Annotated in this window: 32 protein-coding genes; 16 read left to right on the forward strand and 16 right to left on the reverse strand. The window is 67.8% G+C overall.

Going from position 1 to position 26,975, the window contains the following annotated elements; all coding sequences use genetic code 11:
- Positions 1-26: 26 nt before the first annotated feature.
- From phaZ to Q0C57_RS12555, 4 genes are all read right to left on the reverse strand, one after another.
- Positions 27-1,364, reverse strand: a complete 1,338-nt coding sequence (gene phaZ / locus Q0C57_RS12540) for a polyhydroxyalkanoate depolymerase (RefSeq protein WP_296576765.1) — start codon at positions 1,362-1,364, stop codon at positions 27-29.
- A 243-nt stretch (positions 1,365-1,607) separates the two neighbouring features.
- On the reverse strand, positions 1,608-2,405 hold the full coding sequence (locus Q0C57_RS12545) for an ABC transporter permease (RefSeq protein ID WP_296576766.1): 798 nt from the start codon (positions 2,403-2,405) through the stop codon (positions 1,608-1,610).
- Positions 2,402-3,061: a phosphoribosylanthranilate isomerase gene (locus Q0C57_RS12550; RefSeq protein ID WP_296576767.1), complete on the reverse strand. Its 660-nt coding sequence runs from the start codon at positions 3,059-3,061 to the stop codon at positions 2,402-2,404. The genes Q0C57_RS12545 and Q0C57_RS12550 overlap by 4 nt, the downstream gene beginning before the upstream one ends.
- Positions 3,058-3,807, reverse strand: coding sequence for an ABC transporter ATP-binding protein (locus Q0C57_RS12555; protein WP_296576768.1), 750 nt, complete (start codon positions 3,805-3,807; stop codon positions 3,058-3,060). Before Q0C57_RS12555 ends, Q0C57_RS12550 begins: the two co-directional genes overlap by 4 nt.
- Positions 3,808-3,954: 147 nt before the next feature.
- On the opposite strand from Q0C57_RS12555, the gene Q0C57_RS12560 reads away from it, so the two are divergent.
- Both Q0C57_RS12560 and Q0C57_RS12565 read left to right on the forward strand, forming a co-directional pair.
- Complete coding sequence (locus tag Q0C57_RS12560; RefSeq protein WP_296576769.1) at positions 3,955-4,896, forward strand: ribokinase; 942 nt, start codon at positions 3,955-3,957, stop codon at positions 4,894-4,896.
- Positions 4,893-5,672, forward strand: coding sequence for an aldolase/citrate lyase family protein (locus Q0C57_RS12565; RefSeq protein WP_296576770.1), 780 nt, complete (start codon positions 4,893-4,895; stop codon positions 5,670-5,672). Before Q0C57_RS12560 ends, Q0C57_RS12565 begins: the two co-directional genes overlap by 4 nt.
- A 2-nt stretch (positions 5,673-5,674) precedes the next feature.
- On the opposite strand, the gene Q0C57_RS12570 is transcribed toward Q0C57_RS12565, so the two are convergent.
- Both Q0C57_RS12570 and gnd read right to left on the reverse strand, forming a co-directional pair.
- Positions 5,675-6,217: a gluconokinase gene (locus tag Q0C57_RS12570; protein WP_296576771.1), complete on the reverse strand. Its 543-nt coding sequence runs from the start codon at positions 6,215-6,217 to the stop codon at positions 5,675-5,677.
- A complete protein-coding gene (gnd, locus tag Q0C57_RS12575) occupies positions 6,214-7,188 on the reverse strand; it encodes a phosphogluconate dehydrogenase (NAD(+)-dependent, decarboxylating) (protein ID WP_296576772.1) in 975 nt (324 codons plus the stop codon). The genes Q0C57_RS12570 and gnd overlap by 4 nt, the downstream gene beginning before the upstream one ends.
- A 131-nt stretch (positions 7,189-7,319) precedes the next feature.
- Here gnd and Q0C57_RS12580 point away from each other — a divergent pair, with 131 nt between their 5' ends.
- Complete coding sequence (locus Q0C57_RS12580; RefSeq protein ID WP_296576773.1) at positions 7,320-8,321, forward strand: adenosine kinase; 1,002 nt, start codon at positions 7,320-7,322, stop codon at positions 8,319-8,321.
- 17 nt (positions 8,322-8,338) lie between these two features.
- Here the strand turns inward: Q0C57_RS12580 and hslU are convergent, their stop codons facing one another.
- The 3 genes from hslU to hslV form a co-directional block, all read right to left on the reverse strand.
- Positions 8,339-9,649, reverse strand: a complete 1,311-nt coding sequence (gene hslU / locus Q0C57_RS12585; protein WP_296576774.1) for an ATP-dependent protease ATPase subunit HslU — start codon at positions 9,647-9,649, stop codon at positions 8,339-8,341.
- Between the two features lie 71 nt (positions 9,650-9,720).
- Positions 9,721-10,362, reverse strand: a complete 642-nt coding sequence (locus Q0C57_RS12590; RefSeq protein WP_296576775.1) for a DUF2585 domain-containing protein — start codon at positions 10,360-10,362, stop codon at positions 9,721-9,723.
- Positions 10,363-10,451: 89 nt separating this feature from the next.
- Positions 10,452-11,006 (reverse strand): ATP-dependent protease subunit HslV, encoded by a 555-nt coding sequence (gene hslV, locus Q0C57_RS12595; RefSeq protein WP_296576776.1) that lies wholly within the window; start codon positions 11,004-11,006, stop codon positions 10,452-10,454.
- A 134-nt stretch (positions 11,007-11,140) separates the two neighbouring features.
- Between hslV and hisB the strand changes: the two genes are divergently transcribed.
- The 6 genes from hisB (at position 11,141) to Q0C57_RS12625 (ending at position 15,161) form a co-directional block, all read left to right on the forward strand.
- A complete protein-coding gene (hisB, locus tag Q0C57_RS12600) occupies positions 11,141-11,728 on the forward strand; it encodes an imidazoleglycerol-phosphate dehydratase HisB (protein WP_296576777.1) in 588 nt (195 codons plus the stop codon).
- Positions 11,728-12,231, forward strand: a complete 504-nt coding sequence (locus Q0C57_RS12605; protein ID WP_296576778.1) for a DUF2628 domain-containing protein — start codon at positions 11,728-11,730, stop codon at positions 12,229-12,231. The genes hisB and Q0C57_RS12605 overlap by 1 nt, the downstream gene beginning before the upstream one ends.
- On the forward strand, positions 12,228-12,878 hold the full coding sequence (gene hisH / locus Q0C57_RS12610) for an imidazole glycerol phosphate synthase subunit HisH (RefSeq protein WP_296576779.1): 651 nt from the start codon (positions 12,228-12,230) through the stop codon (positions 12,876-12,878). The genes Q0C57_RS12605 and hisH overlap by 4 nt, the downstream gene beginning before the upstream one ends.
- Before the next feature lie 55 nt (positions 12,879-12,933).
- The gene (hisA, locus tag Q0C57_RS12615) at positions 12,934-13,671 is read left to right on the forward strand and encodes a 1-(5-phosphoribosyl)-5-[(5-phosphoribosylamino)methylideneamino]imidazole-4-carboxamide isomerase (protein WP_296576780.1); all 738 of its coding nucleotides are present in this window, start codon (positions 12,934-12,936) and stop codon (positions 13,669-13,671) included.
- Positions 13,668-14,456: an imidazole glycerol phosphate synthase subunit HisF gene (gene hisF, locus Q0C57_RS12620; protein ID WP_296576781.1), complete on the forward strand. Its 789-nt coding sequence runs from the start codon at positions 13,668-13,670 to the stop codon at positions 14,454-14,456. Before hisA ends, hisF begins: the two co-directional genes overlap by 4 nt.
- An 81-nt stretch (positions 14,457-14,537) precedes the next feature.
- Positions 14,538-15,161 (forward strand): LysE family translocator, encoded by a 624-nt coding sequence (locus Q0C57_RS12625; RefSeq protein WP_296576782.1) that lies wholly within the window; start codon positions 14,538-14,540, stop codon positions 15,159-15,161.
- Here Q0C57_RS12625 and Q0C57_RS12630 read toward each other — a convergent pair.
- From Q0C57_RS12630 to Q0C57_RS12640, 3 genes are all read right to left on the reverse strand, one after another.
- Positions 15,158-15,928, reverse strand: a complete 771-nt coding sequence (locus tag Q0C57_RS12630; RefSeq protein ID WP_296576783.1) for a M15 family metallopeptidase — start codon at positions 15,926-15,928, stop codon at positions 15,158-15,160. The two genes, Q0C57_RS12625 and Q0C57_RS12630, sit on opposite strands and share 4 nt — an antisense overlap.
- 5 nt (positions 15,929-15,933) lie before the next feature.
- Positions 15,934-16,239, reverse strand: coding sequence for a YARHG domain-containing protein (locus tag Q0C57_RS12635; RefSeq protein ID WP_296576784.1), 306 nt, complete (start codon positions 16,237-16,239; stop codon positions 15,934-15,936).
- Between the two features lie 86 nt (positions 16,240-16,325).
- Positions 16,326-16,985, reverse strand: a complete 660-nt coding sequence (locus tag Q0C57_RS12640) for a response regulator transcription factor (RefSeq protein WP_296576785.1) — start codon at positions 16,983-16,985, stop codon at positions 16,326-16,328.
- A 189-nt stretch (positions 16,986-17,174) separates the two neighbouring features.
- Between Q0C57_RS12640 and Q0C57_RS12645 the strand changes: the two genes are divergently transcribed.
- Positions 17,175-18,602: a short-chain fatty acyl-CoA regulator family protein gene (locus Q0C57_RS12645; RefSeq protein WP_296576786.1), complete on the forward strand. Its 1,428-nt coding sequence runs from the start codon at positions 17,175-17,177 to the stop codon at positions 18,600-18,602.
- Between the two features lie 16 nt (positions 18,603-18,618).
- Here Q0C57_RS12645 and glpK read toward each other — a convergent pair whose 3' ends face one another.
- Positions 18,619-20,130: a glycerol kinase GlpK gene (gene glpK / locus Q0C57_RS12650; RefSeq protein ID WP_296576787.1), complete on the reverse strand. Its 1,512-nt coding sequence runs from the start codon at positions 20,128-20,130 to the stop codon at positions 18,619-18,621.
- Positions 20,131-20,256: 126 nt separating this feature from the next.
- Between glpK and glpD the strand changes: the two genes are divergently transcribed.
- Both glpD and Q0C57_RS12660 read left to right on the forward strand, forming a co-directional pair.
- The gene (gene glpD / locus Q0C57_RS12655) at positions 20,257-21,756 is read left to right on the forward strand and encodes a glycerol-3-phosphate dehydrogenase (RefSeq protein WP_296576788.1); all 1,500 of its coding nucleotides are present in this window, start codon (positions 20,257-20,259) and stop codon (positions 21,754-21,756) included.
- A complete protein-coding gene (locus Q0C57_RS12660; RefSeq protein ID WP_296576789.1) occupies positions 21,753-22,997 on the forward strand; it encodes a TIGR03862 family flavoprotein in 1,245 nt (414 codons plus the stop codon). The genes glpD and Q0C57_RS12660 overlap by 4 nt, the downstream gene beginning before the upstream one ends.
- Position 22,998: 1 nt before the next feature.
- Here Q0C57_RS12660 and Q0C57_RS12665 read toward each other — a convergent pair whose 3' ends face one another.
- From Q0C57_RS12665 to Q0C57_RS12675, 3 genes are all read right to left on the reverse strand, one after another.
- The gene (locus Q0C57_RS12665) at positions 22,999-23,607 is read right to left on the reverse strand and encodes a TadE/TadG family type IV pilus assembly protein (RefSeq protein WP_296576790.1); all 609 of its coding nucleotides are present in this window, start codon (positions 23,605-23,607) and stop codon (positions 22,999-23,001) included.
- An 11-nt stretch (positions 23,608-23,618) separates the two neighbouring features.
- Complete coding sequence (locus tag Q0C57_RS12670) at positions 23,619-24,212, reverse strand: TadE/TadG family type IV pilus assembly protein (RefSeq protein ID WP_366937828.1); 594 nt, start codon at positions 24,210-24,212, stop codon at positions 23,619-23,621.
- 131 nt (positions 24,213-24,343) lie between these two features.
- Positions 24,344-25,129: a pilus assembly protein N-terminal domain-containing protein gene (locus Q0C57_RS12675; protein WP_296576791.1), complete on the reverse strand. Its 786-nt coding sequence runs from the start codon at positions 25,127-25,129 to the stop codon at positions 24,344-24,346.
- 291 nt (positions 25,130-25,420) lie between these two features.
- Here Q0C57_RS12675 and Q0C57_RS12680 point away from each other — a divergent pair, with 291 nt between their 5' ends.
- From Q0C57_RS12680 to Q0C57_RS12695, 4 genes are all read left to right on the forward strand, one after another.
- Positions 25,421-25,585: a Flp family type IVb pilin gene (locus tag Q0C57_RS12680; RefSeq protein ID WP_296576792.1), complete on the forward strand. Its 165-nt coding sequence runs from the start codon at positions 25,421-25,423 to the stop codon at positions 25,583-25,585.
- 393 nt (positions 25,586-25,978) lie between these two features.
- Entirely contained in the window at positions 25,979-26,143 is a 165-nt protein-coding gene (locus tag Q0C57_RS12685; RefSeq protein WP_296576793.1) for a Flp family type IVb pilin, read from the forward strand.
- Between the two features lie 70 nt (positions 26,144-26,213).
- Positions 26,214-26,390 carry a hypothetical protein gene (locus Q0C57_RS12690; protein ID WP_296576794.1) on the forward strand — a complete coding sequence of 59 codons (177 nt, stop codon included), beginning with the start codon at positions 26,214-26,216 and terminating at the stop codon, positions 26,388-26,390.
- 49 nt (positions 26,391-26,439) lie between these two features.
- On the forward strand, positions 26,440-26,946 hold the full coding sequence (locus Q0C57_RS12695; protein WP_296576795.1) for a prepilin peptidase: 507 nt from the start codon (positions 26,440-26,442) through the stop codon (positions 26,944-26,946).
- Positions 26,947-26,975 lie beyond the last annotated feature (29 nt).

Below are 26,975 nucleotides of genomic sequence, written 5' to 3' on the forward strand. Positions count from 1 at the left end.
CGACCGGCGGATCCCGTCCGCCGGGGTCAGTCGCCCTTCGCCGCGTCCGCGGTGCGCCCGCCGTGGATCATCTTGAGCACCGTCGCCTTGGCGGACGGCTTGTCCTTGGCGGGAGCCTTGGCGGCCTGGGCCTTGCGATAGGCATGGGTGCGCATGAAATCCATCACGCGGGGGGCGATGTCGGCCCGGAAACGCGAGCCGTTGAAGACGCCGTAATGTCCGACCGCCGGTTGCAGGTGGTGATGGCGCATGTCCTCGGGAATCGAGGTGGCGAGCCCGTGGGCCGCCAGCGTCTGTCCGCCGCCGGTGATGTCGTCCTTCTCGCCTTCGACCGTCAGCAGCGCGACGCGCTTGATCGCCTTGGGATCGACCCGCTGGCTGCGATGCATCATCGTGCCGCGCGGCAGGTGATGCTCGACGAAGACCCGCTCGATGGTCTGCAGGTAGAATTCGGCGGTGAGGTCCATCACCGCCAGATATTCGTCGTAGAATCCACGGTGCTTCTGCGCGTTGTCGCCGTCGCCCTTGACGAGGTTGTGGAACATTTCGCGATGGGCGTCGACATGGCGGTCGAGATTCATCGACATGAAGCCGTTGATCTGCAGGAAGCCCGGATAGACCGGCCGCATCATACCGGGATGCGGGAACGGCACGGTGGTGATGACGTTGCGCCGGAACCAGTCGGTGCCGCGCTCCTCGGCGAGCTTGTTGACCGCGGTGGGGTTGGACCGGGTGTCGATCGGGCCGCCCATCAGGGTCAGCGTCGTCGGGACATAGGGATCGTCCTCGGCCTCCATGCGCGCCACGGCCATGAAGACCGGCACCGCCGGCTGGCAGACCGCCATGACATGGGTGTCCGGGCCGAGAAAATGCAGCATCGAGATGACGTAGTCGACATAGTCGTCGAGGTCGAAGCGCCCGTCCGCCAGCGGCACCATGCGGGCGTCGAGCCAGTCGGTGATGTAGACCTCGTGGTTCGGCAGGAAGGCCTCGACCGTGCCGCGCAGCAGCGTCGCGTAATGGCCCGACATCGGGGCGACGATCAGCACCTTGGGGTCTGGCCGGCGACGCGCCGGAACCGCGCGCTGGAAATGAACCAGGTCGCAGAAGGGCCGCTTCCATACGACGGTCTCGGTCACCGCGACGCGTTCGCCGCCGACAAGCGCCGTCGGCAGATCGAAACCCGGCTTGCCGTAGCGCCGGGTGGCGCGCTCGAACATTTCCGCGCCGGCGGCCATCTGCTTGGCCATCGGCATGTGCGAGAAGGGATTGACCGGGCTGTTCAGGGCCAGCTTGGTGGCGTCGGCCATGGCCCGATAGGGCGACAGCATGGCGTGGGTGGCTTCGTACCAGTGGTAAAGCACGCAAATGCCTCCGGGGACGGGGAGGATTGGGGCAGGTCGCTTCAGTCCGGTCGGGCGACCTGTCGGGTCTTGGCGTCAGAAAAAGGCCCACAAACCCGCACAGTTCCAATCTCGATTGCTGCACTGCCAAAATTTGTAACGGACTTGCTCCAGCCCAGGCAACCTGAAGCGTGCAGGGTCAGGCGTTAACCCGCAATGAACGTGGTATTCGAGTGACATCAGACGAAAGACGAAGTGCGGCCGTCACTCGCCGCTGGACAAGAGGGTTCCAGCGTCCCGCGCGCTATCCAGCAGGGCTGCGAAGGCGAAGGAGGCCGCGACGATCCACAGCACGTTGAGCGCGGCGGCGGCCACCAGCAGGTCGAGGCGCAGCACGCCCTCCGACAGCACCGCTCGCATGCCCTCGAAGACATGGGTCGGCGGCAACGCCAGGGCGAAGGGCTTCAGCCAGGCCGGCAGCACGCTCAGGGGATAATAGACGCAGCAGAGCGGCCAGAAGACGAACATAATGGTCCAGGCGAGGCTCTCCGCGCCGAGACCGTGGCGCAGGATCAGGCCGCAGACGACGAGCCCGACCGCCCAGCCGGTGACGACGAGCAGCGCGAAGAAGGCGGCGAAGCCGATTCCCAGCCGCGCCAGGTCGAAGCCGAAGAAGGCGATGGCGAGGATGGTCGCCGGGATCATGCCGACCGCGAGCCGGGCGAGGCTCATCACCATCAGGGCGGCGACGAACTCGGCCGGCCGCAGCGGGCTCATCAGAAGATTGCCGAGATTGCGCGACCAGACCTCCTCGAGGAACGAGATCGAGAAGCCGATCTGTCCGCGGAAAAGCACCTCCCAAAGTAGCAGGCCCGATACCAGCGCCCCGCCGACGAACAGCGTGCTGTTGGTCGCGCTCATGGCATAGGTCTGCAGGAACCCCCAGGTCAGGAGATTGAGCACCGGCCAGTAGACAAGTTCGAGAAGCCGCGGCCAGGACGAGGCGAGGAGATAGATGTAGCGCAGGCAGAGCGCGCCGACGCGCTGGATGGAAAAGCTCATGCAGCCCTCACCGCCGCCATGAAGGCGGCGAGCTTTTCCGGGTCGAGATGGCCGTCGGTCCTGACCCCCGTGCACAGGTCGACGCCGAAGGGCGCCACTTTTGCGATCGCTTCGCCGACATTGGCCGGCGTCAGGCCACCGGCGAGGAAGACCGGCCGGCGCGTTGCCCGGACGAAGGCGCGGCTGACGTCCCAGTCATGGGTCCGGCCGGTCCCGCCGAGTTCGCGCATCGTGCCGCCCGGCTTGCCCGAATCCAGCAGGAAGGCATGGACATAGGGCTCGTAGCGCGGGATCAGGTCGAGCGCTGCCGGGCCGTCGACATGAATGACCTGGACCCGGCGGATGGCGGGCAGGGACACGGCGAGGACGGCGATCTCGGCAGGATCGATATGGTCGACGATCTGGATCGTGCTGGCACCGCAATGCCGCACGTGCTCTGCGATTTCGAGCCCGGTCAACCGCGAACTGAGGAGGAACGTCGCGATCGGCGGCGGTACCTCCGCGGTGATCGCCCGGATGGTCGCATCATCGACCATGCCCGATCCCGGCGGCGTGGCGGCGACCATGCCGAGCGCATCGGCGCCGGCGGCGATCGCCATCTCGGCCTCGGCCAGCGAGGAAATGCAGCAGATCTTGATGCGGGTGCGGGCACTCATGCGGCATTCTCCCGGCGGCCACGCGCCACGTCGAGGAAGACCTCCTCGAGGCTGCTGCGGCCGTAGCGGCGGATGAGGTCGGTGGGCGACGCGTCGTCCTCGATGCGCCCCTGTTTCAGCATGATCACGCGGTCGCAGAGCCGTTCGACCTCGCCCATGTTGTGCGACGCCAGGAGGATCGCCGCGCCGCGCCGGTCGCGGTAGCGCTCCAGATGGCCGCGGATCCAGTCGGCCGTATCCGGGTCGAGCGAGGCTGTCGGTTCGTCCAGCAGCATGACCTCCGGTTCGTTGATGAGGGCCTTGGCGAGGGCCACCCGCGTCTTCTGTCCGGCCGAGAGCTTACCCGAAGGCCGGTCAAGCAGGGCGGTAAGGTCGAGTTCGTCGGCCAGCCTCGCGATACTGGCGGACAGGTCCGGCACACCGTAGAGCATGCCGAAGACCTGGAGATTCTGCCGGACGGTCAGCCGGTGCGGCATGTCCACATAGGGGCTCTCGAAATTCATCCGGTGCAGCACGTCGTGGCGTCGCCGCACCATGTCCGTCCCGAGCACGCGGACCGTGCCGGATGTCGGCAGGACGAGCCCCATGATCATGCCGATCGTCGTCGACTTGCCGGCCCCGTTGCCGCCGAGCAGCGCCGTCGTCGAGCCGCCGGCCACGGCAAAACTCAGCCCGGCGACGGCCCTGACGGGTCCGTAATCCTTGATCAGGTTCTCGACCTCAATGGCGGCGGTAGGAGGGCTCATGACGGTTCACATGGGGCGGTTGCCCGGTCAGGGCAAATGAAAAGCGGTGATGGACGTCCCGCAGCGTGCAAGGCCGCCCTGCTTCCATCGGCTTGACCCTGTCCCGGCCGCGGCGCAAGCCTTGGTTCCCTGCTGCCCCCGCCCGTCATGATCATCGTCTTCGGTTCCATCAACATCGACCTGGTCGCCCGCGTCCCGGCCCTCCCGCGCGCGGGCGAGACCGTGGCGGGATCCGATTATGCCCTGATCCCCGGCGGCAAGGGCGCCAACCAGGCCCTCGCGGCGCGACGGGCCGGCGCCGCGGTCGCGCTGGTCGGAGCGGTGGGCAGGGACGGCTTCGCCGCGCCGGCGCTCTCCCTCCTCGCAGCGGCAGGCGTCGATCTGTCCGCCGTCGCCCCGGTCGATGCGGCGACCGGCGTTGCCTTCATCGCGGTCGACGCCGCGGGCGAGAACCAGATCGTCGTCGCCGCCGGGGCCAATGCCGCCGTCCGGGCGACGGCGCTCGAACGCCTCGCGCCGGCCGCGCGCGACACGCTCCTCCTGCAATGGGAAGTGCCCGAGGCGGAAATCCTCGCCGCGGCGCGCTGGGCCCGCGCGCGCGACCTGCGCGTCATCCTCAACCGCGCGCCGGCGGGGCCGGTCTCGCCGGACCTGGCAGCCCTCGTCGACGTGATCGTCGTCAATGCCCACGAGGTGCTGGCGCTGGGCACCGGCTTCGGCCTTGTCGACGGCGGCGCGGATGGCGTCGCCGCGGAGATCTCGGCGCGCCATGGCCTCGCCGTCGCCGTCACGCTTGGCGCGGAGGGCGCCATCTGCTGGGCCGACGGCATCCGCCACGAATCCCCGGCCTATCCGGTCGCGGTGGTCGACACGACCGCCGCCGGCGACACGTTCTGCGGTGCGCTCGCCGCGGCGCTCGACCGCCGCCGCGGCCTGGAAACCGCCCTCGAATTCGCCGCGGCCGCAGGCTCGCTCGCCTGCAGCCGGCCCGGCGCCCAGACGAGCATCCCCGATCTCGCCGCCATCGATGCGGCAGCTGCCATCCTGGCGGAACAGAGAAACCCGCCAAACCGGAGGACGACCCCATGACCCGCAACCGCGTCAAGCGCCGCGCCCTGGCGGGCGAGAAACTTCTTGGCGCCTGGGTTTTCTCCGGCGCGCCGGCGGTCTGCGAGACCTATGCGCTGGCCGGTTATGACATCGTTTTGATCGACGCCGAGCATACGCCGATCGATATGGCGGAGACGCTGGCTTGCGTGCGCGCGGTCGAGGCTGGCGGTGGCGATGCCATGGTGCGTGTGCCGAGCCACGATTCCGGCATGTTCAAACGGATGCTCGATGCTGGCATCCATTCGCTGATGGTCCCGATGATCGACACCGTGGACCAGGCGCAGGGCATCATCGCCTCTTGCCTCTATCCGCCGCGCGGCCGCCGCGGCTACTCCGCCTCCGTCGCCCGCTCGGGGCTCTATGGCTTCGCCGAGGACTACATCGACACCGCCCATGAGGACACGTTCCTCGCCCTCCAGGTGGAGAGCGACCTCGCCTCGCGGAATGCCGCGGCGATGGCCGGGCTGCCGGGCGCCGACTGCCTGTTCATTGGCGCCAACGACCTCGCCGGCTCGCTCGGCAAGCTTGGACGCCTGACCGAGCCGGATGTGCTGGCGAGCATCGACCGGGCAGCGGACGCGACGCTCAAGGCCGGCAAGGTTCTGGGGACGATCCCGATCCCCGGCCGCGACCCGCTCATGCTCGCCGAGCGCGGCTACGGCATCGTCATCGGCGAATGTGACATGGCTGCGGTGCGGGCCGGCGCCCTCGCCGATCTCGCCCGCAACAGGGCGCGGTTCCCCGGCCGGCGCTGACCTCAGGCCGCAAGGCAGGCGAGGATCGCCGCGACGATCGCTTCCGGATCGTCTTCGATGGGGACGGTCACGGCCTTCTCGTCGGGCGCCGGCGCTTCCAGCGTCGCGAACTGGCTCTCCAGCAGGCTCGGCGGCATGAAATGGTCGCGCCGCGCCCGCATGCGCCCGCCGATCAGGTCGAATGAGCCGTCGAGATGGACGAAGCGCAGCCGCGCGCCGCCGGCCCTGAGCCGGTCGCGATAGGCGCGCTTCAGCGCCGAACAGGCGATGACCACATGGCCGCCGCCGTCCTCCAGCCCCGCGACGTGGCGGCCGATGGCGTCGAGCCAGGGCCAGCGGTCGTCATCGGTCAGCGGCGCGCCGGAGCGCATTTTCGCGACATTGGCGGGCGGGTGGAAGCTGTCGCCGTCGCGGAAGTCCCAGCCGAGCGCCCGTGCCAGGCCGAGGCCAATGGTCGACTTGCCCGAGCCCGACACGCCCATGACGATCAGTGCCGTGGCAAGGGGCGGATGTGCGGCTGCCGCTGCCGAAAGGCCGGCCTTCATTTCGGCTCCTGGTGGCCGCCGAAGCCCTTGCGCATGGCGGAGAGGACCTTTTCCGCAAAGGTGTGGTCCTGGCGCGAGCGGAAGCGCGTGTAGAGCGCGGAGGTCAGCACCTCGGCCGGCGTCGCCTGCTCGATCGCCGCCTCCACGGTCCAGCGGCCCTCGCCGGAATCGGCGACATGGCCCGAAAACTGCGCCAGGGCCGAATCGGCGGCGAGCGCCTCTGCGGTCAGGTCGAGGAGCCAGGAGGTGACGACCGAGCCGCGCCGCCAGACCTCGGCGATGTCGGCCACATCGAGATCGAGGCGCTGGTCTTCCTGCAGGCGCGGCGAGGCGGCGTTGCGCAGGATGTCGAAGCCCTCCGCAAAGGCCTGCATCATCCCGTACTCGATGCCGTTGTGGATCATCTTGACGTAGTGGCCGGCGCCGCTCGGCCCGCAATGGAGATAGCCTTGCTCGGCGGTGCTCTCGCGCCCGTCCCGATGGCGCGTCGCGGGAATGGCACCACGGCCGGGGGCGAGCGCCGCGAAGATCGGATCCAGCCGCTGCACGGCCTGCCGTTCGCCGCCGATCATCAGGCAATAGCCGCGCTCCAGGCCCCAGACGCCGCCGGAGGTGCCGATGTCGAGATAGGTGATCCCGCGCGCTGCCAGCGCCCTGGCGCGGCGGATGTCGTCCTTCCAGAACGTGTTGCCTCCGTCGATCACCGTATCCCCGGGCGACAGGAGGTCGGCGAGTTCCATGATGGCGGTTTCGGTGGCGTCGCCGGCCGGCAGCATGACCCAGACGGCCCGCGGTGCCGCCAGCGCCCCGCACAGCGCGGCAAGGGAGCCAGCACCCACCGCCCCTTCTCCTGCCAGCGCCTCGGTGGTCGCCGCCTGCGCATCATGCACCACGCAGGCATGGCCCGCCCGCATCAGCCGGCGGGCGATATTCGCGCCCATCCGCCCGAGCCCCACCACGCCGATCTGCATCCACGTCCTCCGCGCCCGTCTTTTTCTTCCCGTCGAAGCAACCGAACTTCGCCGAGAAGTCAATGGCGCGCCGTTGCCGGATGGCGCCCCAGCGTGTAGAGGGCGCCAGAGTTTCGCCGCGAGAGCCCTTCATGTCCCAGACCCGCTACGACGTCGCCGGAATCGGCAATGCCATCGTCGATGTGCTCGCCCGCACCGAGGACGATGTCCTCGCCCGCCTCGGCGTCCCGAAAGGCGCCATGATGCTGATCGACGAGCCGCGGGCCGAGGCGATCTATGCGGCCATGGCCCAGACGATCGAGATGTCAGGGGGGTCGGCCGCCAACACCATCGCCGGCATCGGCGTGCTCGGCCTGAAGCCGGCCTTTCTCGGCAAGGTGCGCAACGACCATCTCGGAGCCTCCTTCCGCCACGGGATGAAGGCCGCCGGCATCCACTTTCCCACCGCCGATGCGACTGAGGGTCCGGCCACCGCCCGCTCCTTCATCCTGGTAACGCCGGACGGCGAGCGCACCATGAACACCTATCTCGGCGCGGCCCAGAACCTCGCTCCCGCCGACGTCGACGCCGAGACCATCGCCGCTTCGGGCATCACCTATCTCGAGGGCTATCTCTGGGATCCGCCGGAGGCCAAGAAGGCCTTCCTGAAGGCCTCCGAGATCGCCCATGGCGCCGGCCGCAAGGTGGCGCTCACCCTCTCGGACGCCTTCTGCGTCGACCGCTATCGCGACGAGTTCCTCGGCCTGATCAAGGCGAAGACCGTCGACATCGTCTTCGCCAACGAGAGCGAGCTGAAGTCGCTCTACCAGACCGCCGATTTCGCCACGGCGCTCGACGCGCTACGCGCCGATGCCGCTCTCGCCGTCGTCACCCGGTCGGAGCAGGGCGCCGTCGCCGTCGAGGGCGCCACCCTCGTCGCCGCGCCGGCCGTCCCGGTCGACAAGGTGGTGGACACGACGGGTGCCGGCGACCTCTTCGCCGCCGGTTTCCTCGCCGGCCTGTCCCGTGGTCTGCCGCACGAGACCTCGCTGCGCCTCGGCGCGCTCTGCGCCGCCGAGATCATCAGCCATATGGGCGCCCGCCCCGAGGCCAATCTCAAGGCCCTCGCCGCCGAGAACGGCTTCGCGCTCTAGGCGCACGAGGCCGCCGCTCAGAGGATGAAGCGGCTGAGGTCGGCGTTCCGCGCGAGGTCGCCGACCGTCTTGCGCACATAGGCGCCGTTGATCGTCACGGTCTCGCCGGCCCGGTCGGCGGCGGTGAAGGAGATGTCGTCGAGCACCCGCTCGATGATCGTCTGCAGCCGCCGCGCACCGATATTCTCCACCGAGGCGTTCACCTCCACCGCGAGATCGGCAATGGCGTCGACGGCGTCGTCGGTGAGCACGAGGTCGACACCCTCCGTCTTCATCATGGCGATGGACTGCCGCGTGAGGCTCGCCTCGGTCTCGGTGAGGATCGAGCGCAGATCCTCCCGCGTCAGCGGCTTCAGCTCGACGCGGATCGGCAGACGGCCCTGCAGTTCCGGCAGCAGGTCTGAGGGTTTGGCGACGTGGAAGGCGCCCGAGGCGATGAACAGGATATGGTCCGACTTCACCGGCCCGTGCTTGGTCGCCACCGTCGTGCCCTCGATCAGCGGCAAGAGGTCGCGCTGCACGCCTTCTCTGGATACCTCGCCACCGCGATTGCCCTCGCGGGCGCAGATCTTGTCGATCTCGTCGAGGAAGACGATGCCGTTGTTCTCGACGAGGTGGATCGCCTCCTGCACCAGGTTGTCCTGGTCCACCAGCTTGTCGGCCTCCTCCTGCACCAGCGGGTCGTAGGCCTCCTTCACGGTGGTGCGGCGCTGCTTGGTGCGCCCGCCCATCATCTTGCCGAGCATGTCGTTGAGGTTGGCGATGCCGATCTGGCCGCCCGGCATGCCGGGAATGTCCATCATCGGCAGGCCCTGCGGATTGCCCGCCGCCACCTCGATGTCGATCTCCTTGTCGTCCATCTCGCCGTCGCGCAGCTTCTTGCGGAAGCTCTCGCGGGTGGCGGGCGAGGCGGTCTTGCCGACCAGGGCGTCGAGCACGCGCTCTTCGGCGCCCAGATGCGCCTTGGCCTGCACGTCCTTGCGCTTGCCCTCGCGCACCAGCCCGATGCCGACCTCGACGAGGTCGCGGACGATCTGCTCGACGTCGCGGCCGACATAGCCGACCTCGGTGAACTTGGTCGCCTCGACCTTCAGGAAGGGGGCATGGGCCAGCTTCGCCAGGCGGCGGGAGATCTCCGTCTTGCCGACCCCCGTCGGGCCGATCATCAGGATGTTCTTCGGCAGCACCTCCTCGCGAAGGCTCTCGTCCAGCTGCAGGCGGCGCCAGCGGTTGCGCAGGGCAATGGCCACGGCGCGCTTGGCGTCCTTCTGGCCGATAATGTGCCGATCGAGCTCGGAGACGATTTCGCGGGGGGAAAAGTCGGTCATCGGGACCTTGGGCTGAGGGGCTTGGACGAGCGGAGAGATGGCGATTGTCGCCCGCCGATCAAGGACTGGCGCTAACCGCCACCCTGCTGCCACAGCCGGATCGCCTCGACCGGATGGACCAGCATGATGATATTGAGGATGAGGTTGTCACGGATCACCGCCGCGAGGCCCACCTCCAGCGCGATCGCGAGGCCGAGCGTCGCCCAGGCGGGCAGCAGCGCGGCGACGAGGAAGCCCGCGACCATGGCGAGCGTGTCGGCGATCGAATTGACAATGGTGTCACCGTTGTACCCGAGCGAGATGGTGGTCGCCCGGTAGCGCTCGATGATCATCGGCGTGTTCTCGGCGATCTCCCAGGCGCCTTCGATCACGACGGCGAGCACCAGCCGGGTCCATAGCGAGCTTTTCGGCAGCACCAGCCAGGCGAGGAAATAGAACAGGAAGCCGTGGACCACGTGGCTGAACGTGTACCAGTCGGCGAGGTGCTGCGAGTTCTCCGAACTCAGGACGAGGCCGTGCCAGAGCTTGATGCTGCCGCAGGCGCAGATCGGCAGGCGCCCCATGGCGTAGAGCACGCCGGCCTGGATCGCCAGGAGAAGCAGGATCAGCGGCAGCGCCTGCCACCAGGGGAAGCCGCCGGCCGGTCCGCTCGAACGATGGGACGAGCCAGGGGACGCAGAGATCGGCTGGAAGGGGGAGGATGTCATCGTCATGGAGAGAGCCTAGCCGCCGGCGCGTCGCAAGTCATGACGTGACGGGGACGCAAAAGCGCGTGGCCCGAACATCCCTGTGTCGAATGCTGTCAGCCGATGCTCTCGAGCACGAGGTTGCCGTTGGTGTAGACGCAGATCTCCGCGGCGATGGTCATCGCCTTGCGGACGATGGCCTCGGCGTCCTGGTCGGTATCGGCCAGCGCTTTTGCCGCTGCAAGGGCGTAATTGCCGCCCGACCCGATGGCGGCGATGCCGTTCTCCGGCTCCAGCACGTCGCCGGTGCCGGTGAGGATCAGCGACACGTCCTTGTCGGCGACGATCATCATCGCCTCCAGCCGCCGGAGATAGCGGTCGGTGCGCCAGTCCTTGGCAAGCTCCACCGCCGCGCGGGTGAGCTGGCCGGGAAACTGCTCGAGCTTGGCCTCCAGCCGCTCGAACAGGGTGAAGGCGTCGGCGGTGGCGCCGGCGAAGCCCGAGATCACGTCGCCGCGGCCGAGCCGGCGCACCTTCCTGGCATTGGCCTTGATGACGGTCTGGCCGAGGCTGACCTGGCCGTCGCCGCCGATCACCACCTTTCCGCCCTTGCGGACGGTGCAGATGGTCGTGGCGTGCCAGCCGGGAAAGGCGTCGTTCTGCGAAGACATGGAACCTCCGGAAAGCACGAGATGTAGGCCGAACGCGGCGCGGCGCAAGGCGGGCTCCGCCGCCCGCCGGACCGCTCCGCCTTTCAAACCGCCGCCGCCGCTGTTAGAAGTCCGGCCAACCGCCGGAGAAAGCCATGCGCAAGGGCCAGATCACCCGCACCACCAAGGAAACGGACATCACGGTGTCCGTGGATCTCGACGGCTCCGGCCGCGCCGAGGTCGCGACCGGTGTCGGCTTCTTCGACCACATGCTCGACCAGATCGCGCGTCATGGGATGATCGACATCTCCATCCGCGCAAAAGGTGACCTGCATATCGACGACCACCACACGGTGGAGGACGTCGGCATCGCCTTGGGACAGGCGGTGCGCCAGGCCCTCGGCGACATGAAAGGCATCACCCGCTACGCCGACGTCCATCTGCCCATGGACGAGACGCTGACCCGCGTTGCGGTGGACGTCTCCGGTAGGCCCTTCCTCGTCTTCCGCACAGAGTTCCTGCGTCACAAGATCGGCACCTTCGACACCGAACTGGTGCGCGAGTTCTTTCAGGCCTTCGCCATGAATGCCGGCATCACCCTGCATGTCGAGACGCTCTACGGCGACAATGCCCACCATGTCGCCGAGAGCTGCTTCAAGGGTCTCGCGCGCGCGCTACGCGCCGCCTTCACCATCGATGCCCGGCGGGCGACCGAGATCCCCTCCACCAAGGGAGTGCTCTGATGGCGCGCCAGACGAGCTACACCGTCCATCTCCCCCCGGCGGGACGGACCGGCGACGACGCCGTCCAGTTCGTGCCGGATTCCTTCGCGCCGCTCGCCTTCCTGTTTCCCTGGGCGTGGTTTCCGCTGCAGCGCATGTGGCTGGTGACGCTGGCCTATCTCGCGCTGCTGGGTCTGACGCTGCTGGCGCTGTCCTTTGCCGGCCTGTCGCCGCTGCTGCGGACGATGATCACGACCGCCCTGAGCCTGCTGATCGGGCTCGAGGCGACCAACCTGAAACGCTGGACGCTGCGCCGCCGCGGCTGGCGCGAGGTGGCGGTGGTCGTCGCCGGATCGCAGGACGAGGCCGAGCGGCGCTATTTCGCCGAGCGCGGAACCGTTCCCCCCGCCCGCCCGGAACCGCTCTTCGCGGCATCGCAGCCGGCGGTCGCCGCCCCCATGGGCCCGCAGCCCGTTCTCGGCCTCTTTCCGGAGGCCGATCCGAGCGTGCGGGGCCGGCGGTGAGCGTCGCCATCGTCGATTACGGCTCGGGCAACCTTCATTCGGCCCAGAAGGCCTGCGAGCGCATGGCCCGTGAGCGCGGCCTCAATGTTCCGGTTCTGGTGACCGCCGACCCCGACAGCGTGCGCCGGGCCGATCGCATCGTCCTGCCCGGCGTCGGCGCCTTCGCCGACTGCAAGGCCGGCCTCGCCGGTGTCCCCGGCATGATCGAGGCCCTGACGGAAGCGGTGCGCGGCCGCGGCCGTCCCTTCCTCGGGATCTGTGTCGGTATGCAGCTTATGGCCGGCCGTGGCCTGGAAAAGGACACGACGGCAGGCCTCGGCTGGGTGCCGGGTGATATCGACCTGATCCGTCCGGCCGATCCCGCCCTGAAGATCCCGCATATGGGCTGGAACACGCTGAACGTGACGCGCGACCACCCGGTTCTTGCCGGCATTCCCACCGGCCCGGACGGTCTCCACGCCTATTTCGTCCATTCCTATCACCTCACCGCGACGGCCGATGACGTGGTCCTCGCCGAGGCCGATTACGGCGCGAGGGTCACGGCCATGATCGCCCGCGACACGATGGTCGGCACGCAGTTCCATCCCGAGAAGAGCCAGACCCTGGGTCTGGCTCTCATCGGCAACTTCCTGGAGTGGCGGCCGTGACCGGGCCTGCCCAGCCGGCGCGACCTGTCCTTCACCTTTCTGCCGGGACCCCATCATGAGGCTCTTCCCCGCCATCGACCTGAAGGACGGCCGCTGCGTGCGCCTGCGCCAGGGCGACATGGCCCAGGCCACCATCTATGCCGACGATCCCGCCGCCCAGGCCCGCGCCTTCGAGGCCCAGGGCTTCGATTATCTCCACGTCGTCGATCTCGACGGCGCCTTTGCCGGCAAGCCGGTCAATGCGGCGGCGGTGGAGGCCATCCGCGCGGCGACCGCCTTCCCGGTCCAGCTCGGCGGCGGCATCCGCGACATGAAGACGGTCGAGGGCTGGCTGGCCAAGGGCGTCTCCCGGGTCATCATCGGCACAGCTGCGGTACGAGATCCTGATTTCGTCAGGACAGCCGCCAAGGCCTTTGCCGGGCAGGTGGCGGTGGGCATCGATGCCCGCGACGGCTGGGTCGCGGTGGAGGGCTGGGCCGAGACCTCGACGCTCGCCGCCCATGATCTCGCCCGCCGCTTCGAGGATGCCGGCGTCGCCGCCATTGTCTACACCAACATCGCCCGCGACGGCATGCTGACCGGCATCGACTGGGACGGCACGGTCGCGCTGGCCGAGGCCGTCGCCATCCCCGTCATCGCCTCCGGCGGCCTCGCCTCCCTCGACGACGTGCGCCAGTTGATCACGCCGCGCGCCGCGAGGCTTGCGGGCGCCATCACCGGCAAGGCGCTCTATGACGGCCGGCTCGATCCCGCCGAAGCCATGGCCCTGATCCGCGGAGCGCGCGCCGCATGAGCTTCAAGGTCCGCATCATCCCCTGCCTCGACGTCAAGGACGGCCGGGTCGTCAAGGGCGTCCAGTTCGTCGACCTCATCGATGCCGGCGATCCCGTCGAGGCCGCCAGGGCCTATGACGCGGCCGGCGCCGATGAACTCACCTTTCTCGACATCACCGCGAGTTCCGACGACCGCCGCACCATGTTCGACGTGGTAACGCGCACGGCGGAAGCCTGTTTCATGCCGCTGACCGTCGGCGGTGGGGTCCGGACCGTCGAGGACATCCGCGCGCTGCTCGTCTCCGGTGCCGACAAGGTGTCGATCAACACCGCGGCGGTGAACGACCGCGCCTTTGTCGGCCGCGCCGCCGACAAGTTCGGCAACCAGTGCATCGTTGTGGCCATCGACGCCAAGCGTGTGTCTGCAGCGGGCGAAGCGGAGCGCTGGGAGATCTTCACCCATGGCGGCCGCAAGCCGACCGGCATCGACGCGGTGGCCTATGCCCGCGAGGTGGTGGCGCTGGGGGCGGGCGAGATCCTCCTCACGTCGATGGACCGCGACGGGACCAAGTCGGGCTTCGACCTCATGCTCACCCGCGCCGTCGCCGATGCGGTGCCGGTGCCGGTCATCGCCTCGGGCGGTGTCGGCACGCTCGATCATTTCGTCGACGGCGTCGCCAGGGGCGGCGCCACCGGCGTTCTCGCCGCTTCGGTCTTCCATTTCGGTACCTTCACCATCGGAGAGGTGAAGCGCCACATGCAGGCCGCGGGCCTGCCCATCCGCATGGATGGGATCGCGGGCTGAACGCCGCCTTGTCGCCCTGCCCGGGACAAGCCCGACCATGACGGATAGGGTGCCGCGCGAAATGCCCAGGCAACGGACACCATGTCGCCCGCCGATACCCTCCTCGCCCTTGCCGGCCTCTGGCTCGTCGCCGTCCTGACGCCCGGCCCGAACATGATCCTGTTCATGGCGGTGGGCCTGTCCTCGCCGGCCGCGTCCATCCTTGCCGTGGCGGCCGCCATCGTGCTAGGCACGTTCCTCTGGGGGCTCGCCGGGCTCTTCGGCCTGTTCTGGCTGTTCGAGCTCTTTCCCGCCGCCGCCAAGGCGGTGAAGGTCGCCGGCGGGCTCTATCTCGCCTGGATGGGCTTCGGACTGATCCGGCGAAACCTCGCCCCGTCACCGGACACCGCGCGCGAGCCTGCGGCGATGCTGACGCCGCGGCGGGCCTTCCTCACCGGCCTCGCCACCGCCCTCGGCAACCCGAAGAGCCTCGTATTCGTCTCTTCGCTCTTCGCGGTGACACGCCTCGCCGAGCAGCCGCTGGCGATCGGTCTCGCCGGCGTCGGCGTGATGATCGCCATGTCGACCCTCTACTATGTCGTTCTCGGCGTGGCGCTCCGGACCCTGCCCTTCGCCCGCCGACCCGGCGCCACGGGACGCGTGCTCGCCATGGGAACGGGTCTCGTCATGATGGCCTATGGCGGCAAGATGGCCTGGGAGCGTTAGGCCCCGTCGATCAGTTCCGGCCGATATTCGAAATGCATGGTGTCGTAATGATACCATTTACCGCCCCAGATGAAGCGCTGCGCCTCGAAGACCTCGGCGATCGCGAAGGGAATGCGGTTGCGATAGCGGATGTCGCCGCGTGCCCGTGCCCAGGACCAGTAGTCGGAATGGGCGACGGCGATGTCGACGGCCGCGGCATAGGCATGCATGCTGAGGAGCCCGGTATCGGCCACGGTCCGGCAGTTGAACGTGCCGGCTGATGGGACGAGATAAGCCTTCAGCCGGTCAGGCAGGCGCTCGAGTTCGGCGATGACGCGCTCCAGCCGCGTCGCGACGTCGTTATCCATGGTCACCGGCAGGGGCTGGGGCCGCGTCTGCGGCATCCAGGTGACGGTGCGGTGGCGTCTGCCTGCGCCGCCCCTTCGGCAGTCGCCATACATCTTGACGAAGAAGGCGGTGCTTCGGATCCGGCCCGGGCTGTGGTTTCGGCCGGGCGGCCCCGCCGGAGGGCCGGCCGGATAGGCCTGGCGCAACTGGTCGGCAAGGGTCGCGTCGCGCAGCATGACGTCGAAAGGCCGCTCCGGGCGGCCCGCCCCGGTTTCCATGCGCGTGCCGTCGGTCCAGACGAGGACGTCGCCGTCCAGCCCGGCGAGATGGTCCGGATAGGCGGCGACGAGGCGGGCAAGGCCCGCTTCCGCAGCTGCAGGACGCGGCAGGATGACCGGCGCCAGCACAGCGCCGAGGACGGTGCGCCGCGAGACAGCCACGGCCGTCAGTCTGTGCAGCCGTTGAACCGTTCCGCCCGGACGATGGCCTGGATGATGCGGCGCTGGGTGTTCGACAGCGGCACGTCACCCTGCCGGTCATAGACGCAGCCGGCATTGCCGAAGGTGCGGATGGCGCGCGGCGTGGAGAAGCAATAGCCGGCATCCTTGTAGATCTGGTTGCGCTCCATCCAGAGATCGCGACAGGACCATCCGCGATAGTCCTGGGCGGCGAGGCTGGCCGTCGATGCGGCGAGGATGATCGCGGCGGCAGCGATCTTTGAAGGGGCGACCCGTGGTGACGCAGCGAACATGGCGATCCCTGATGATTCAGACGGGTGAACGCCGCCACCCTAGGGCAGCGGCGTGCGGCAATCTATGAGGGATGCTGCGGAGTGTTTCAGCGCGCCGCGTGGGTGGCGCGCGACAGATGGGTGGCGGCGCCGTCCGGCACGCCACGCACCGGCATCCGCGCACTGGCTTCGTGAGCGGTGATGAAAGTGGCGATCGCCTGGGTGCGGCGCTCCACGCCGAGCTTCCTCAGGATCGAGGAGACATGCGACTTGACCGTGCCCTCGGAGATCCCGAGGTCATAGGCGATCTGCTTGTTGAGCCGGCCGCGGCTCATCAGGTCGAGCACCTTGAACTGCTGGCCCGACAGGGCGTCGAGCTTGCGCGACGACGACAGGTCGCCGTCGGGGTCCACGGCGGTCACGACCGGCCACCACGAGCGGGCAGACAGGACGCTCGCCAGGGCGGCGCGCAGATGGTCGGCGGGAAGATCCAGCGGAATGGCCGCCACGGCGCCGCGGGCGCGGGCCTCCTGGACCGGCCGCCGGTCGGCGTGGTCGATGAGGACGACGACGCGCGTCCCCTCGGCGAGGTCGAGGCCGTCGAGATCGGCGAGGGTGGCGATGACCAGGCTCGCCTTGCCCGGATCAGTCGCCAGGGCGCCGGGATGGCTGGCGCGGACCAGCGCCTCGACCGTCTCGGCGACGATGGGGAAGGCGTGGCGCACGGCGAACGGCAGGGGGTCGCGGTCGGAGCTTTCGGCAGTCATGTTCGGTTCCTCCAAGTGCCATCTGGCGCGTCGGTTGTTCCGATCTTGCTTGGGACAGACGCTAGCACCGGGTTTGCCGGCGTCAAAATGCGAAACGTCATGCTGCGAAATTGCAAAATTTTTGCATCTACACCTAATGGCCAATGTGGTTTAGGCTAAGCCGAAAGATCAGTCCTCCCGGGTGGGCTCATGTCGCGGAAAGTCTTTGTCGGTCCGGCGCTGCGCAGATTGCGCGAGGAGACCCGCCTCACGCAAACCGCCTTCTCCCAGCGGCTCGGCCTGTCCGTCAGCTATCTCAACCAGATCGAGAACAACCAGCGGCCGGTGACGGCGAGTGTCCTCGTCGCGCTCGGCCAGACCTTCGGCGTCGACCTCGCGACCTTCGCTACCGACGACACCGACCGCCTCGTCACCGACCTGCGCGAGGCTGCCGCCGACCCCCTTCTCGCCGATACCACGCCCAGCCTGCAGGATCTCAAGCGCGTCGCTTCCGACAGTCCCGCCTTCGCGCGGGCCTTCCTGAGGATGCACCAGACCGCACGGCGGCTTGGCGAACGCCTGCAGGCGGCCGGGGACACGCCGATCCTGCCGCCGTCGGGGGTGGAGACGGCCGGCGCCCTGCTGCCCTATGAGGAAGTGCGGGACTATTTCCACTACGTCGACAATTATGTCGATGATCTCGACCGAGCCGCCGAGGACCTCGCGGAGCGGCTCGGGCTCGCCGCCGCCAGCGACCGCTTGCAGGTGCTCGCCGGCTATCTCGCCGCCCGCCATGGGCTCAATGTCGACGCCAATGCCAGTCTCGGGGACGATACCCTCGAGCGCTATGAGGCGGGCCCCAATGTCGTCGCCCTCGACGGCTCGCTCGATCCCTCCACGCGGGCCTTCCTGCTCGCCAACCGCATCGCCCGGCTGGAACAGGCGGACACCATGTCCGCGATCGTCTCGGCATCGGGTTTCCGCTCCCGCGCCGCGGCGGATATCGGGCGCGTCGCGCTCGCAAATTACTTCGCCGGGGCGCTGCTGCTGCCCTATCGCCGCTTCCTCGCCGCCGCCAAGGAGACGCGCCACGATCTCGACTGGCTCGGCCGCATGTTCGGGGCGAGCCTCGAACAGGTCTGCCATCGCCTGTCGACGCTGCAGCGCGCCGGCCAGCGCGGCATCCCCTTCTACTTCGTCAAGGTCGACCGCGCCGGCAATGTCATCAAGCGCCATTCCGCGACGCGCTTCCAGTTCGCGCGGTTCGGTGGCGCCTGTCCGCTCTGGAACGTCCACGAGGCCTTCGAACAGGCGGGGCGCACCTTCGTCCAGGTCGCCGAGATGCCCGACGGTACGCGCTATCTCTCGCTCGCCCGCGCCGTCACCAAGGGCGCCGCCCATTGGCGGGCGCCGGTCAGGCGCTACGCCTTCGGTCTTGGCTGCGAGATCTCCTATGCTGGCGAGATCGTCTATTCCGAGGGAATCGACCTGAAGGCCGAGGCCAATGTCGCCAAGATCGGCGTCTCCTGCCGGATCTGCGAGCGTACCAACTGCCACCAGCGGGCGGTCCCGCCCATCGACCGCGAGATTCGCGTGCCGACCGACCGGCGCAAAGTGGTCCCCTTCGATCTCAGCTGAGGCGCGGCGTGGCCCGTCACCGCCGCGTTAGCGTGCGCGCCACGGCATCCTTCCAACGGGCGAGCTTGTCCTGCCGGACCGTTGCATCCATGGCGGGCGTGAAGCGACGCTCCAGGGCCCAGCTGCGGGCGAAGTCGGTGGGCGGCGGACAGACACTCCGGGACAGGCCGGCCAGATAGGCGGCGCCGAGTGCCGTCGTCTCAGGTATCTTCGGCCGGTCGACCGGCGCGTCGAGTAGATCGGCGAGGCGCTGCATGGTCCAGTCGGAGGCGACCATGCCGCCGTCGACGCGCAGCACCGTGCCCGAGGCGCACGCGCCCGGCCAGTCCGCCTTCATGGCGCCGAGCAGGTCGGCGGTCTGGAAACAGACGCTCTCAAGGGCCGCCCGCGCCATTTCCTTCGGGCCGGTCGCCCGTGTCAGGCCGAAGATGGCACCGCGGCAATCGGCGTCCCAATAGGGCGCGCCGAGGCCGACGAAAGCCGGGACGAGGATGACCTCCTGATTTGGATCGGAGGCAGCGGCGAGCGCCCCCGTCTCGCCGGCCAACCTGACGAGTCCCAGTCCGTCGCGCAGCCATTGCACCGCCGCCCCCGCGACGAAGATGGAGCCCTCGAGCGCATAGGTGCGCCGGCCGTCGAGCTGATAGGCAATGGTGGTGAGCAGCTTGTTGCGGGAGACGACGGCCTCGGTGCCCGTATTGAGCAGGGCGAAGCAGCCGGTGCCGTAGGTGGACTTCATCATGCCCGGTGCGAAACAGGCCTGGCCGACCGTCGCCGCCTGCTGGTCGCCGGCCATGCCGCCGATGGCGATGGCGCCGCCGAACAGGCCGGGCTCCGTCGTGCCGAAGGCGGCGGCGCAGTCCATCACCGTCGGCAGCAGGGCCATCGGCACGTCCAGAAGCCGGCAAAGATCGGCGTCCCAGACGCCGCGGTGGATGTCGAACAGCATGGTGCGCGCGGCGTTGGTCGCATCCGTCGCGTGAACCGTGCCGCCGGTCAGCCGCCAGAGCAGGAAGGAATCGATGGTGCCGAAGGCGAGTTCGCCGCGTTCCGCCCGCCCCCGCGCGCCAGGGACATGGTCAAGGATCCAGGCGAGCTTGGTGCCGGAAAAATAGGGATCGATGACGAGGCCGGAGCGGGCCTGCACCAGCGCCTCGTGGCCTTCGCCGCGGAGGCGGGCGCAGACAGCCGCCGTGCGCCGGTCCTGCCAGACGATGGCGCGATGGATCGGCTCGCCAGTGGCCCGGTCCCAGACCACGACGGTCTCCCGCTGGTTGGTGATGCCGATGCCGGCGACGGCGGCGGCGGTGACGCCAGCCTTCGCCAGCGCCTCGCGCGTCGTCTCAACCACGCCGGACCAGATCTCCTCCGGATCGTGCTCGACCCAGCCCGAGGCAGGGAAGTGCTGGGTGAACTCCCGCTGGGCGACGGCGACCACCTCCAGCCGCTGGCTGAAGACGATGGCACGGGAGGACGTGGTGCCCTGGTCGATCGCGACGATCACGGGCGGGTGCCGGTCGGAGGGCATGCGCGTTTCCTCATGCAAGGCGCGGCTCGGCCGCTGCCGGATTGGGTCCACTGTGCCACCGTGCAGCCTTGCGGCGGAAGCCAAAAGGCGTCAGACGGAGGGCTGACGCGGCACTTGGGGAATAGCATGTCCGGGACGACGGTCGACCTTCTGGTGGTCGGCGGAGGAATCAACGGAGCCGGCATCGCGCGCGATGCCGCCGGCCGCGGCGTCTCCGTCATGCTGGTCGAGCAGGACGATCTCGCCAGCGCCACCTCATCCTGGTCGACCAAGTTGATTCACGGCGGCCTGCGCTACCTTGAGCACTACGAGTTCCGCCTGGTGCGGGAGGCCCTGATCGAGCGCGAGGTGCTCTGGGGCATCGCGCCGCACATCATCCGGCCACTGCGCTTCGTTCTGCCGCATCACGCGGGCCTGCGGCCGGCCTGGCTGCTGCGCCTCGGCCTGTTCCTCTACGACCATCTCGGCGGCCGCAAGCGTCTGTGGGCGACCCGCACGCTCGACCTGGCGACTGACGCTGCCGGCAAGCCCCTGAAGGCCGGCTTTGGCAAGGCCTTCGAATATTCCGACTGCCGCGTCGACGATTCGCGCCTCGTCGTCCTCAACGCCCGCGACGCCGCCGATCGTGGCGCCGTCATCCGCACGCGGACGCGGGCCGTCGCGGCGACACGGGTGGACGGTCTCTGGCATGTCACGCTCATAGACCGGATCAGCGGTGCCACCGAAACGGTCTCGGCCAGGGCACTGGTCAATGCCGCCGGCCCCTGGGTCGAGAGCTTCCTCACCGGGGTCGCGAAGGCACCCACGCCGGCGCGGGTCCGGTTGGTCCAGGGCTCGCACATCGTCGTGCCCAAGCTCTTCGATCACGACCGGGCCTATATCTTCCAGAACGCCGATGCCCGCATCGTCTTCGCCATCCCCTATGAGCGCGACTTCACCCTGATCGGCACGACCGACCAGGACTATGGCGGCGACCCCGCGGCGGTGACCGCCAGCGCGGCCGAGATCGCCTATCTCTGTGCGGCGGCGAGTGAGTATTTCCGCGATCCGGTGACGCCGGCGGACGTCGTCTGGACCTATTCCGGCGTCCGCCCGCTCTATGACGACGGCGCCAGCGCCGCCCAGGAGGCGACGCGCGACTACGTGCTGCACAAGGACGGCGGCGGCGCGGTCCCGCCGCTTCTCTCCATTTTCGGCGGCAAGATCACGACCTATCGCCGGCTGGCGATCAGCGCCCTTGACGAACTTGTCGCCGACCTGCCGGCGCTGGGCGGGGGTATCGGCTGGACGGCGAAGGCCGCACTGCCCGGCGGCGACATCGCCCCCGATGCGCCGGTCAGCCTTGCCGAGAGCCTGCGCCGTTCCCATCCCTTCCTCGATCCCCAGGTCGCCACCCGTCTCGCCGCGGCGTACGGGACCCGGGCCGCGGTCATCCTCGCGGGCGCAACCGCGATGACCGATCTCGGTCGCGACTTCGGCGCCGGTCTCACCGAGGCCGAGATCGCCTATCTCAGGCGCGAGGAATGGGCCCTGACCGCCGACGACGTGCTGTGGCGCCGCTCCAAGCTCGGGCTGCGGCTCGATGCCGCGCAGCGGGCGGCTGTGGCGGCCCATTGCGGCGAATGACCCGGCCGCCAGCCGTCATCGTCGTCGGGGCCGGTCCGGCCGGGCTCTTTGCTGCCGAGCGTCTGGCAGCAGCGGGAGCGGTGGTGACGGTCTGTGACCGGATGCCGTCACCTGCCCGCAAGCTGCTCCTCGCTGGCCGCGGCGGCCTCAACCTCACCCATTCCGAGCCGCGCGCGGCCTTTCGCGCCCGCTACGCGACCCTGCCGCCACATCTGGCGGCGGCGCTGGACGCTTTTCCGCCGTCGGCCCTGCGCGCCTGGGCGGCCGGGCTCGGGGAGCACACCTTCGTCGGTACCTCCGGGCGCGTCTTCCCCCAGGCCTTCAAGGCCTCGCCGCTCGTGCGCGCCTGGCTCGCGCGTCTCGCCCGCCTTGGCGTCAGCCTGGTGATGCGCCATCGCCTCGTCGGGATTGCAGCGGCGGGCGGCCTCACCTTCGAAGGGCCGCAGGGGCGGGTCGACATGCCCTGCGATGCGGCACTTCTGGCGCTCGGCGGCGCCAGCTGGCCGCGCATGGGCTCGGATGGCAGCTGGACGTCGCTGCTGGAGGCGCGCGGCATCGCGCTCACCGCCCTGCGCCCGTCCAATATGGGCATCGAAATGGCATGGACGGCGGATTTCGCCCGGCGCTTCGCCGGTCAGCCGCTCAAGTCCGTCGCCCTCCACATCGATGGCCGCAGCGCACACGGCGAGGTGATGATCACCGCGCAGGGGCTCGAAGGGGGGGCGATCTACGCGCTGTCGGCCGTCATCCGCGAGAGCCTCGCGGCGCAGGGTTCGGCAAGGCTTTGCCTCGACCTCAAGCCGGACCTCGACGGCGCTGCGATCGCCCGGCGTCTCGCCGGCGCGCGACCGAAGGATTCGCTGTCCGCGACCTTGCGAAAGTCGCTCTCCCTCAGCGCCCAGGCGGTCGCGCTGCTGCGCGAAGCGGCGGGCGGCCCGCTGCCGCGCGATCCCGTCGCGCTCGCCGCCCGGATCAAGGACGTCGCCCTGCCGGTGACGGGCGTGCGGCCGCTCGATCGGGCGATCTCGACGGCGGGCGGGGTGCGTTTCGATGCGCTGCGGGAGGGGTTCGAGCTTGCGCGCCTGCCCGGCATCTTCGTCGCCGGCGAGATGCTCGACTGGGAGGCGCCCACCGGCGGCTATCTGCTGCAGGCAACTTTCGCCACTGCCGCCGCCGCGGCCGCCGCCATGGCGACACGGCTCGGTCTGCCGCCGCCGGTCCGCGATTCAGAAGGCTGGTAGGTCAGATGCAGCCGGCGCCCTGGCTTGGCGCCCGGCTCACCGACTCGCCGATGCGTGGACGGGTATAGAGCCGGTCGGAGAGAAGGATCGAGCCCGAGATGAGATAGGCCACCGTCGGCGTATAGGTGTATTTCACCTCAGCGAGGACAAGGAACCCGGTCGTGCCGATGGCCGGTTTCAGCTCGGCGGGGACGGTCATCGTCTGGCCGCAGGTATAGCGTGAGGCGTTGCGTGCATCGCTCCACACGGCCCGCGACACGCCGAGAATATCGGTCTGGATTCCGGTCACGATGATCTGCGCATTGGCGATGGCGAAGGGAGCGATGATATCCGCCGTCGCATCCATGATGTTGCTCATCTCCGTGTTCGAGATCACGGTTGCCTGGGACGCCAGGTCAGAGAGGGCGCGCGAGGCGAGCGAGACCTTGCGGTCGGCCTGCAGCCCCTGGGTGGTCTCCACCGTGGCGAGGAACAGGGTCACCATCAATGGCAGGACGAGGGCGAACTCGACGGCCGAGACCCCCCGGCTGTCGCGGCGCAGGGTGCTCACGGCGCGGACCGCGCGCCGGATCATGGCGCGGGCGCGGCGGAGGGACGTGACGGCGCTCATGTCGGCTCCTCTCAGAACGGCTCGTTGCGGAAGGCGGCCGTCGCCATCAGCAGGCGCTTGCCGTTGGACAGATTGCCCACGGTCAGGCCGAAGGTCGGCATCAGCACGGGCCATTCATAGACGGCCCGAACCACCACGATGTCGCCGCCGTTGCCCTGGGAATAGGTCATGCCGGCATAGTTGACCGCCCCGCCACTGACGGGCGAGCTCGTGCCGCCGCTCCCGAAATTCGTGTAGGTGCGGACGTCCACTGCAATCCCCGCACAGTTCATCAGAGCATTGGTCTTGTTGCAGATCTCGTTCTTGAACGCGGCCTGATTGAAGTTCTGGGACTGTGCCTGACCAGTCATGATGAGGCGCGATGCATTGGACGTAGCGGTTTCCAGGACCTGGCCGGCAAAGAACACCATCGCCAGTTCGATGATGGCGAAGAGCAGGAACAGGAACGGACCGGCAACGAGGGCGAATTCCACCGCTGCGACGCCGTCCTTGTCGCGCTGGAACCGGCGCACGATGCGCGGCTTTGTCATCGCGGCGCGCAGCATCCCCCGGAAGCCGGAATAGCGCGACCCGACGCGCCGAGAGCTTTCCCACGCAGCAGACATGCCCCAACCTCCAAGGGTCCTGGACGCCGAATGGACGTCCCCGGAAGCCTGTCTTAGCGGAAACCTGTTGATGAACCCTTGCCCTGACCGACGGACTTTGTCGCGAAGGTGCGACCAATCGCCTTGCCGCGTCAGCGCGGCGCGGCGCCCCCGGCCGAGGCCGCCCCGTCGCGCGTCCGCGCATTGCCAAGCGCCGTTTCAAAGAACGCCTTGGAATCACCGACCGCGATGGTCCGCTCGCAGGTGGGCGCGCAGGAATAGGTCTCGCGATCGACGCCGCGATAGACCTGAACCACCGAGTCATGCTGCACGCGCACGCGAATCTGAATGGTCAGAAGCGGTTCGCCGCGCCCGTCAAGGGCGATGAGATTGGTCGCGCCGACGCTCTTGCCGGTCAGAACCATCAAGCCGCCGCGCTGAACGGAGGCGTCGGCGATCAGCGGATTGCCGATGACGAGGGTCGATACATTGGCCGGCAGGCGGAGCACGCGCGCCTGATCCATCGTTACGGTCATGCCCTGTGCAACGACGCCGGCAAGATCCGCGGAGAGGGCACCGGCGAGCGGGGTTTCCGCTGCCCGCGCGGTCCCAGCGGGGATCAGTACCATCAGGGCCGCAGCCGCCATCACGACGCTGCGCGCGTAAAGAGGGATCGAGTCGGTGAGCCTGACCATCGTTTTCATCGAAGCTCTCGTTCGGGGCGGTCCAACGTGTTCCTGCAGAAAAACAGAAAATGGTGAACGAATTGCCAATGGCCCGGACGCCGAACTGTCGCAGTGCACCGTGCCCCTGCCGCGCCGGGTCTGCCCAAATGTCCTGCGACCTGTTTCTTGTCGTATCCACGGCTGCGGTTGCGATTCACCGGCGGCGAAAAAACAATGAAAGTCGGTTGTCCAGGAGTCGCGGGAGCTTATCATGCGAGATACTTATGTAAAACGTCAATAAAAACGTTCAACTCGTGAAAAAATAAACAAATCTATGTAAATATTATAATTTTCGCTATGAATTAGCCGAAAATTTATTTTATATTCCGATTAAATGACTATTTAACCACATAAAATACGTTACGGAAATTCATGTATTGACGATTTGGATTTAACGATGCGGCAACGGGTGGTCGCTAACGTGAGCGCAGTTCGAACGGATCATAACAACTTGACCGGCGAACAGCGCTCTTTCGGCGCATCGTGGACAACCAGGAGTCAGCCATGAAGAACCTCTTCGCTCGCTTCGCCCGTGACAACTCGGGCGCCACCGCTATCGAATACGGCCTGATCGCCGCCGGTATCGCTGCCGTCGTCATCACCGCCGTCTACAACCTCGGCAGCAAGGTCAACGACACTTTCGTCGGCATCAACAACAACCTGAAATAACAGTCTCACGCCATACTTCCGGCGGCCTGAACGCCGGCCCTCCACAGATGAGTGGCGGGCCGGCGTTGTCTTTTTGAAAGCTGCCTCGTGTCAGCATCGCAAAATGATGCGGGATTTCCGCAGTCAAAATATTAAAAACGTTGATAGAAATCCAAAAAATAAAATATTAACTAAACTAAACATAAGAATTAAGCGGAGTAATGCGAATGAAACTGATCCTCAATACGATTTTAACTGAACTGTGATGCATGCTTCGATTGAAATTTTGCGAAGCTTTGACTTAACGAAGGGGCAAGGGCTTCTCGATAGGGTCCAGTCAGTTCGAACCGTTCATCGCAACTTGACGGGCGAACAGCGCGCTTCCGGCGCGTCGTGGACATCTAGGAGTCAGCCATGAAGAACCTCTTCGCGCGTTTCGCCCGTGACAATTCGGGCGCCACCGCCATCGAATACGGCCTGATCGCCGCCGGCATCGCCGCCGTCGTCATCACCGCCGTCTACAACCTCGGCAGCAAGGTCAACACCACTTTCGTCGGCATCAACAACAACCTGAAGTGATCGCAGCGCCTCTTCGCCAATACGATGGCCCGCCCCCCGGCGGGCCATCGGTTTTCCGAAAGTCCGATCCATGCACGTCCTGACGGGACACGCCGCGACCAGCCGACCGGACCATCGGAACGCCCTCGACAGGAACGCCTTCGGCACCCTGCGTCAAGAGTCACGCCGCGACACCCGCATGGTGATCGCCGTCCTGCTCGTCGCCATCACGACCGGCCTGATCGGCCTCGTTCATTCACTGTCCTGAAACCGGGCCTGTCCTATCGTCGGATCATGACCTGACCGGAAGGGATGCCATGTTCGAGTTCGCCATTCTTCTCATCTTCCCGGCGATGATGGCCTTTGCGGCGGCCAGTGACCTCTTCACCATGACAATCTCGAACCGTGTCTCGCTGATCCTGGTGGCGGGGTTCCTGGTGCTGGCCTTCCTCACCGGTATGAGCTGGCCCGCCATCGGCATGCACCTGGCGGCCGGATTCCTCGTCCTGAGCATCTGTTTTGTCTGCTTCGCCCTCGGCTGGATGGGCGGTGGCGACGCCAAGCTCGCAGCCTCTACGGCACTCTGGCTCGGCTGGAGCCAGCTTCTGGATTACGCGGTCTACGCCTCGCTGTTCGGAGGCCTCCTGACCATCGGGCTCCTCGTCCTGCGAGGGGCGCCCCTCCATCCCCCTTTCCTGCTGCGCGAAGGCTGGTATGCCCGCATGACCGATGCCAAGACCGGCATCCCCTATGGGATCGCTCTGGCCGCTGCGGGCCTCATGCTCTATCCCCAGAGCTTCTGGATGACCGCCGCCCTGCGCTAAAAATCGGTGACCTTGGGGCAGGTCATCGA

The organism is Phreatobacter sp. (assembly GCF_022843985.1).
In the GTDB taxonomy this organism is placed as follows: Bacteria; Pseudomonadota; Alphaproteobacteria; order Rhizobiales; family Phreatobacteraceae; genus Phreatobacter.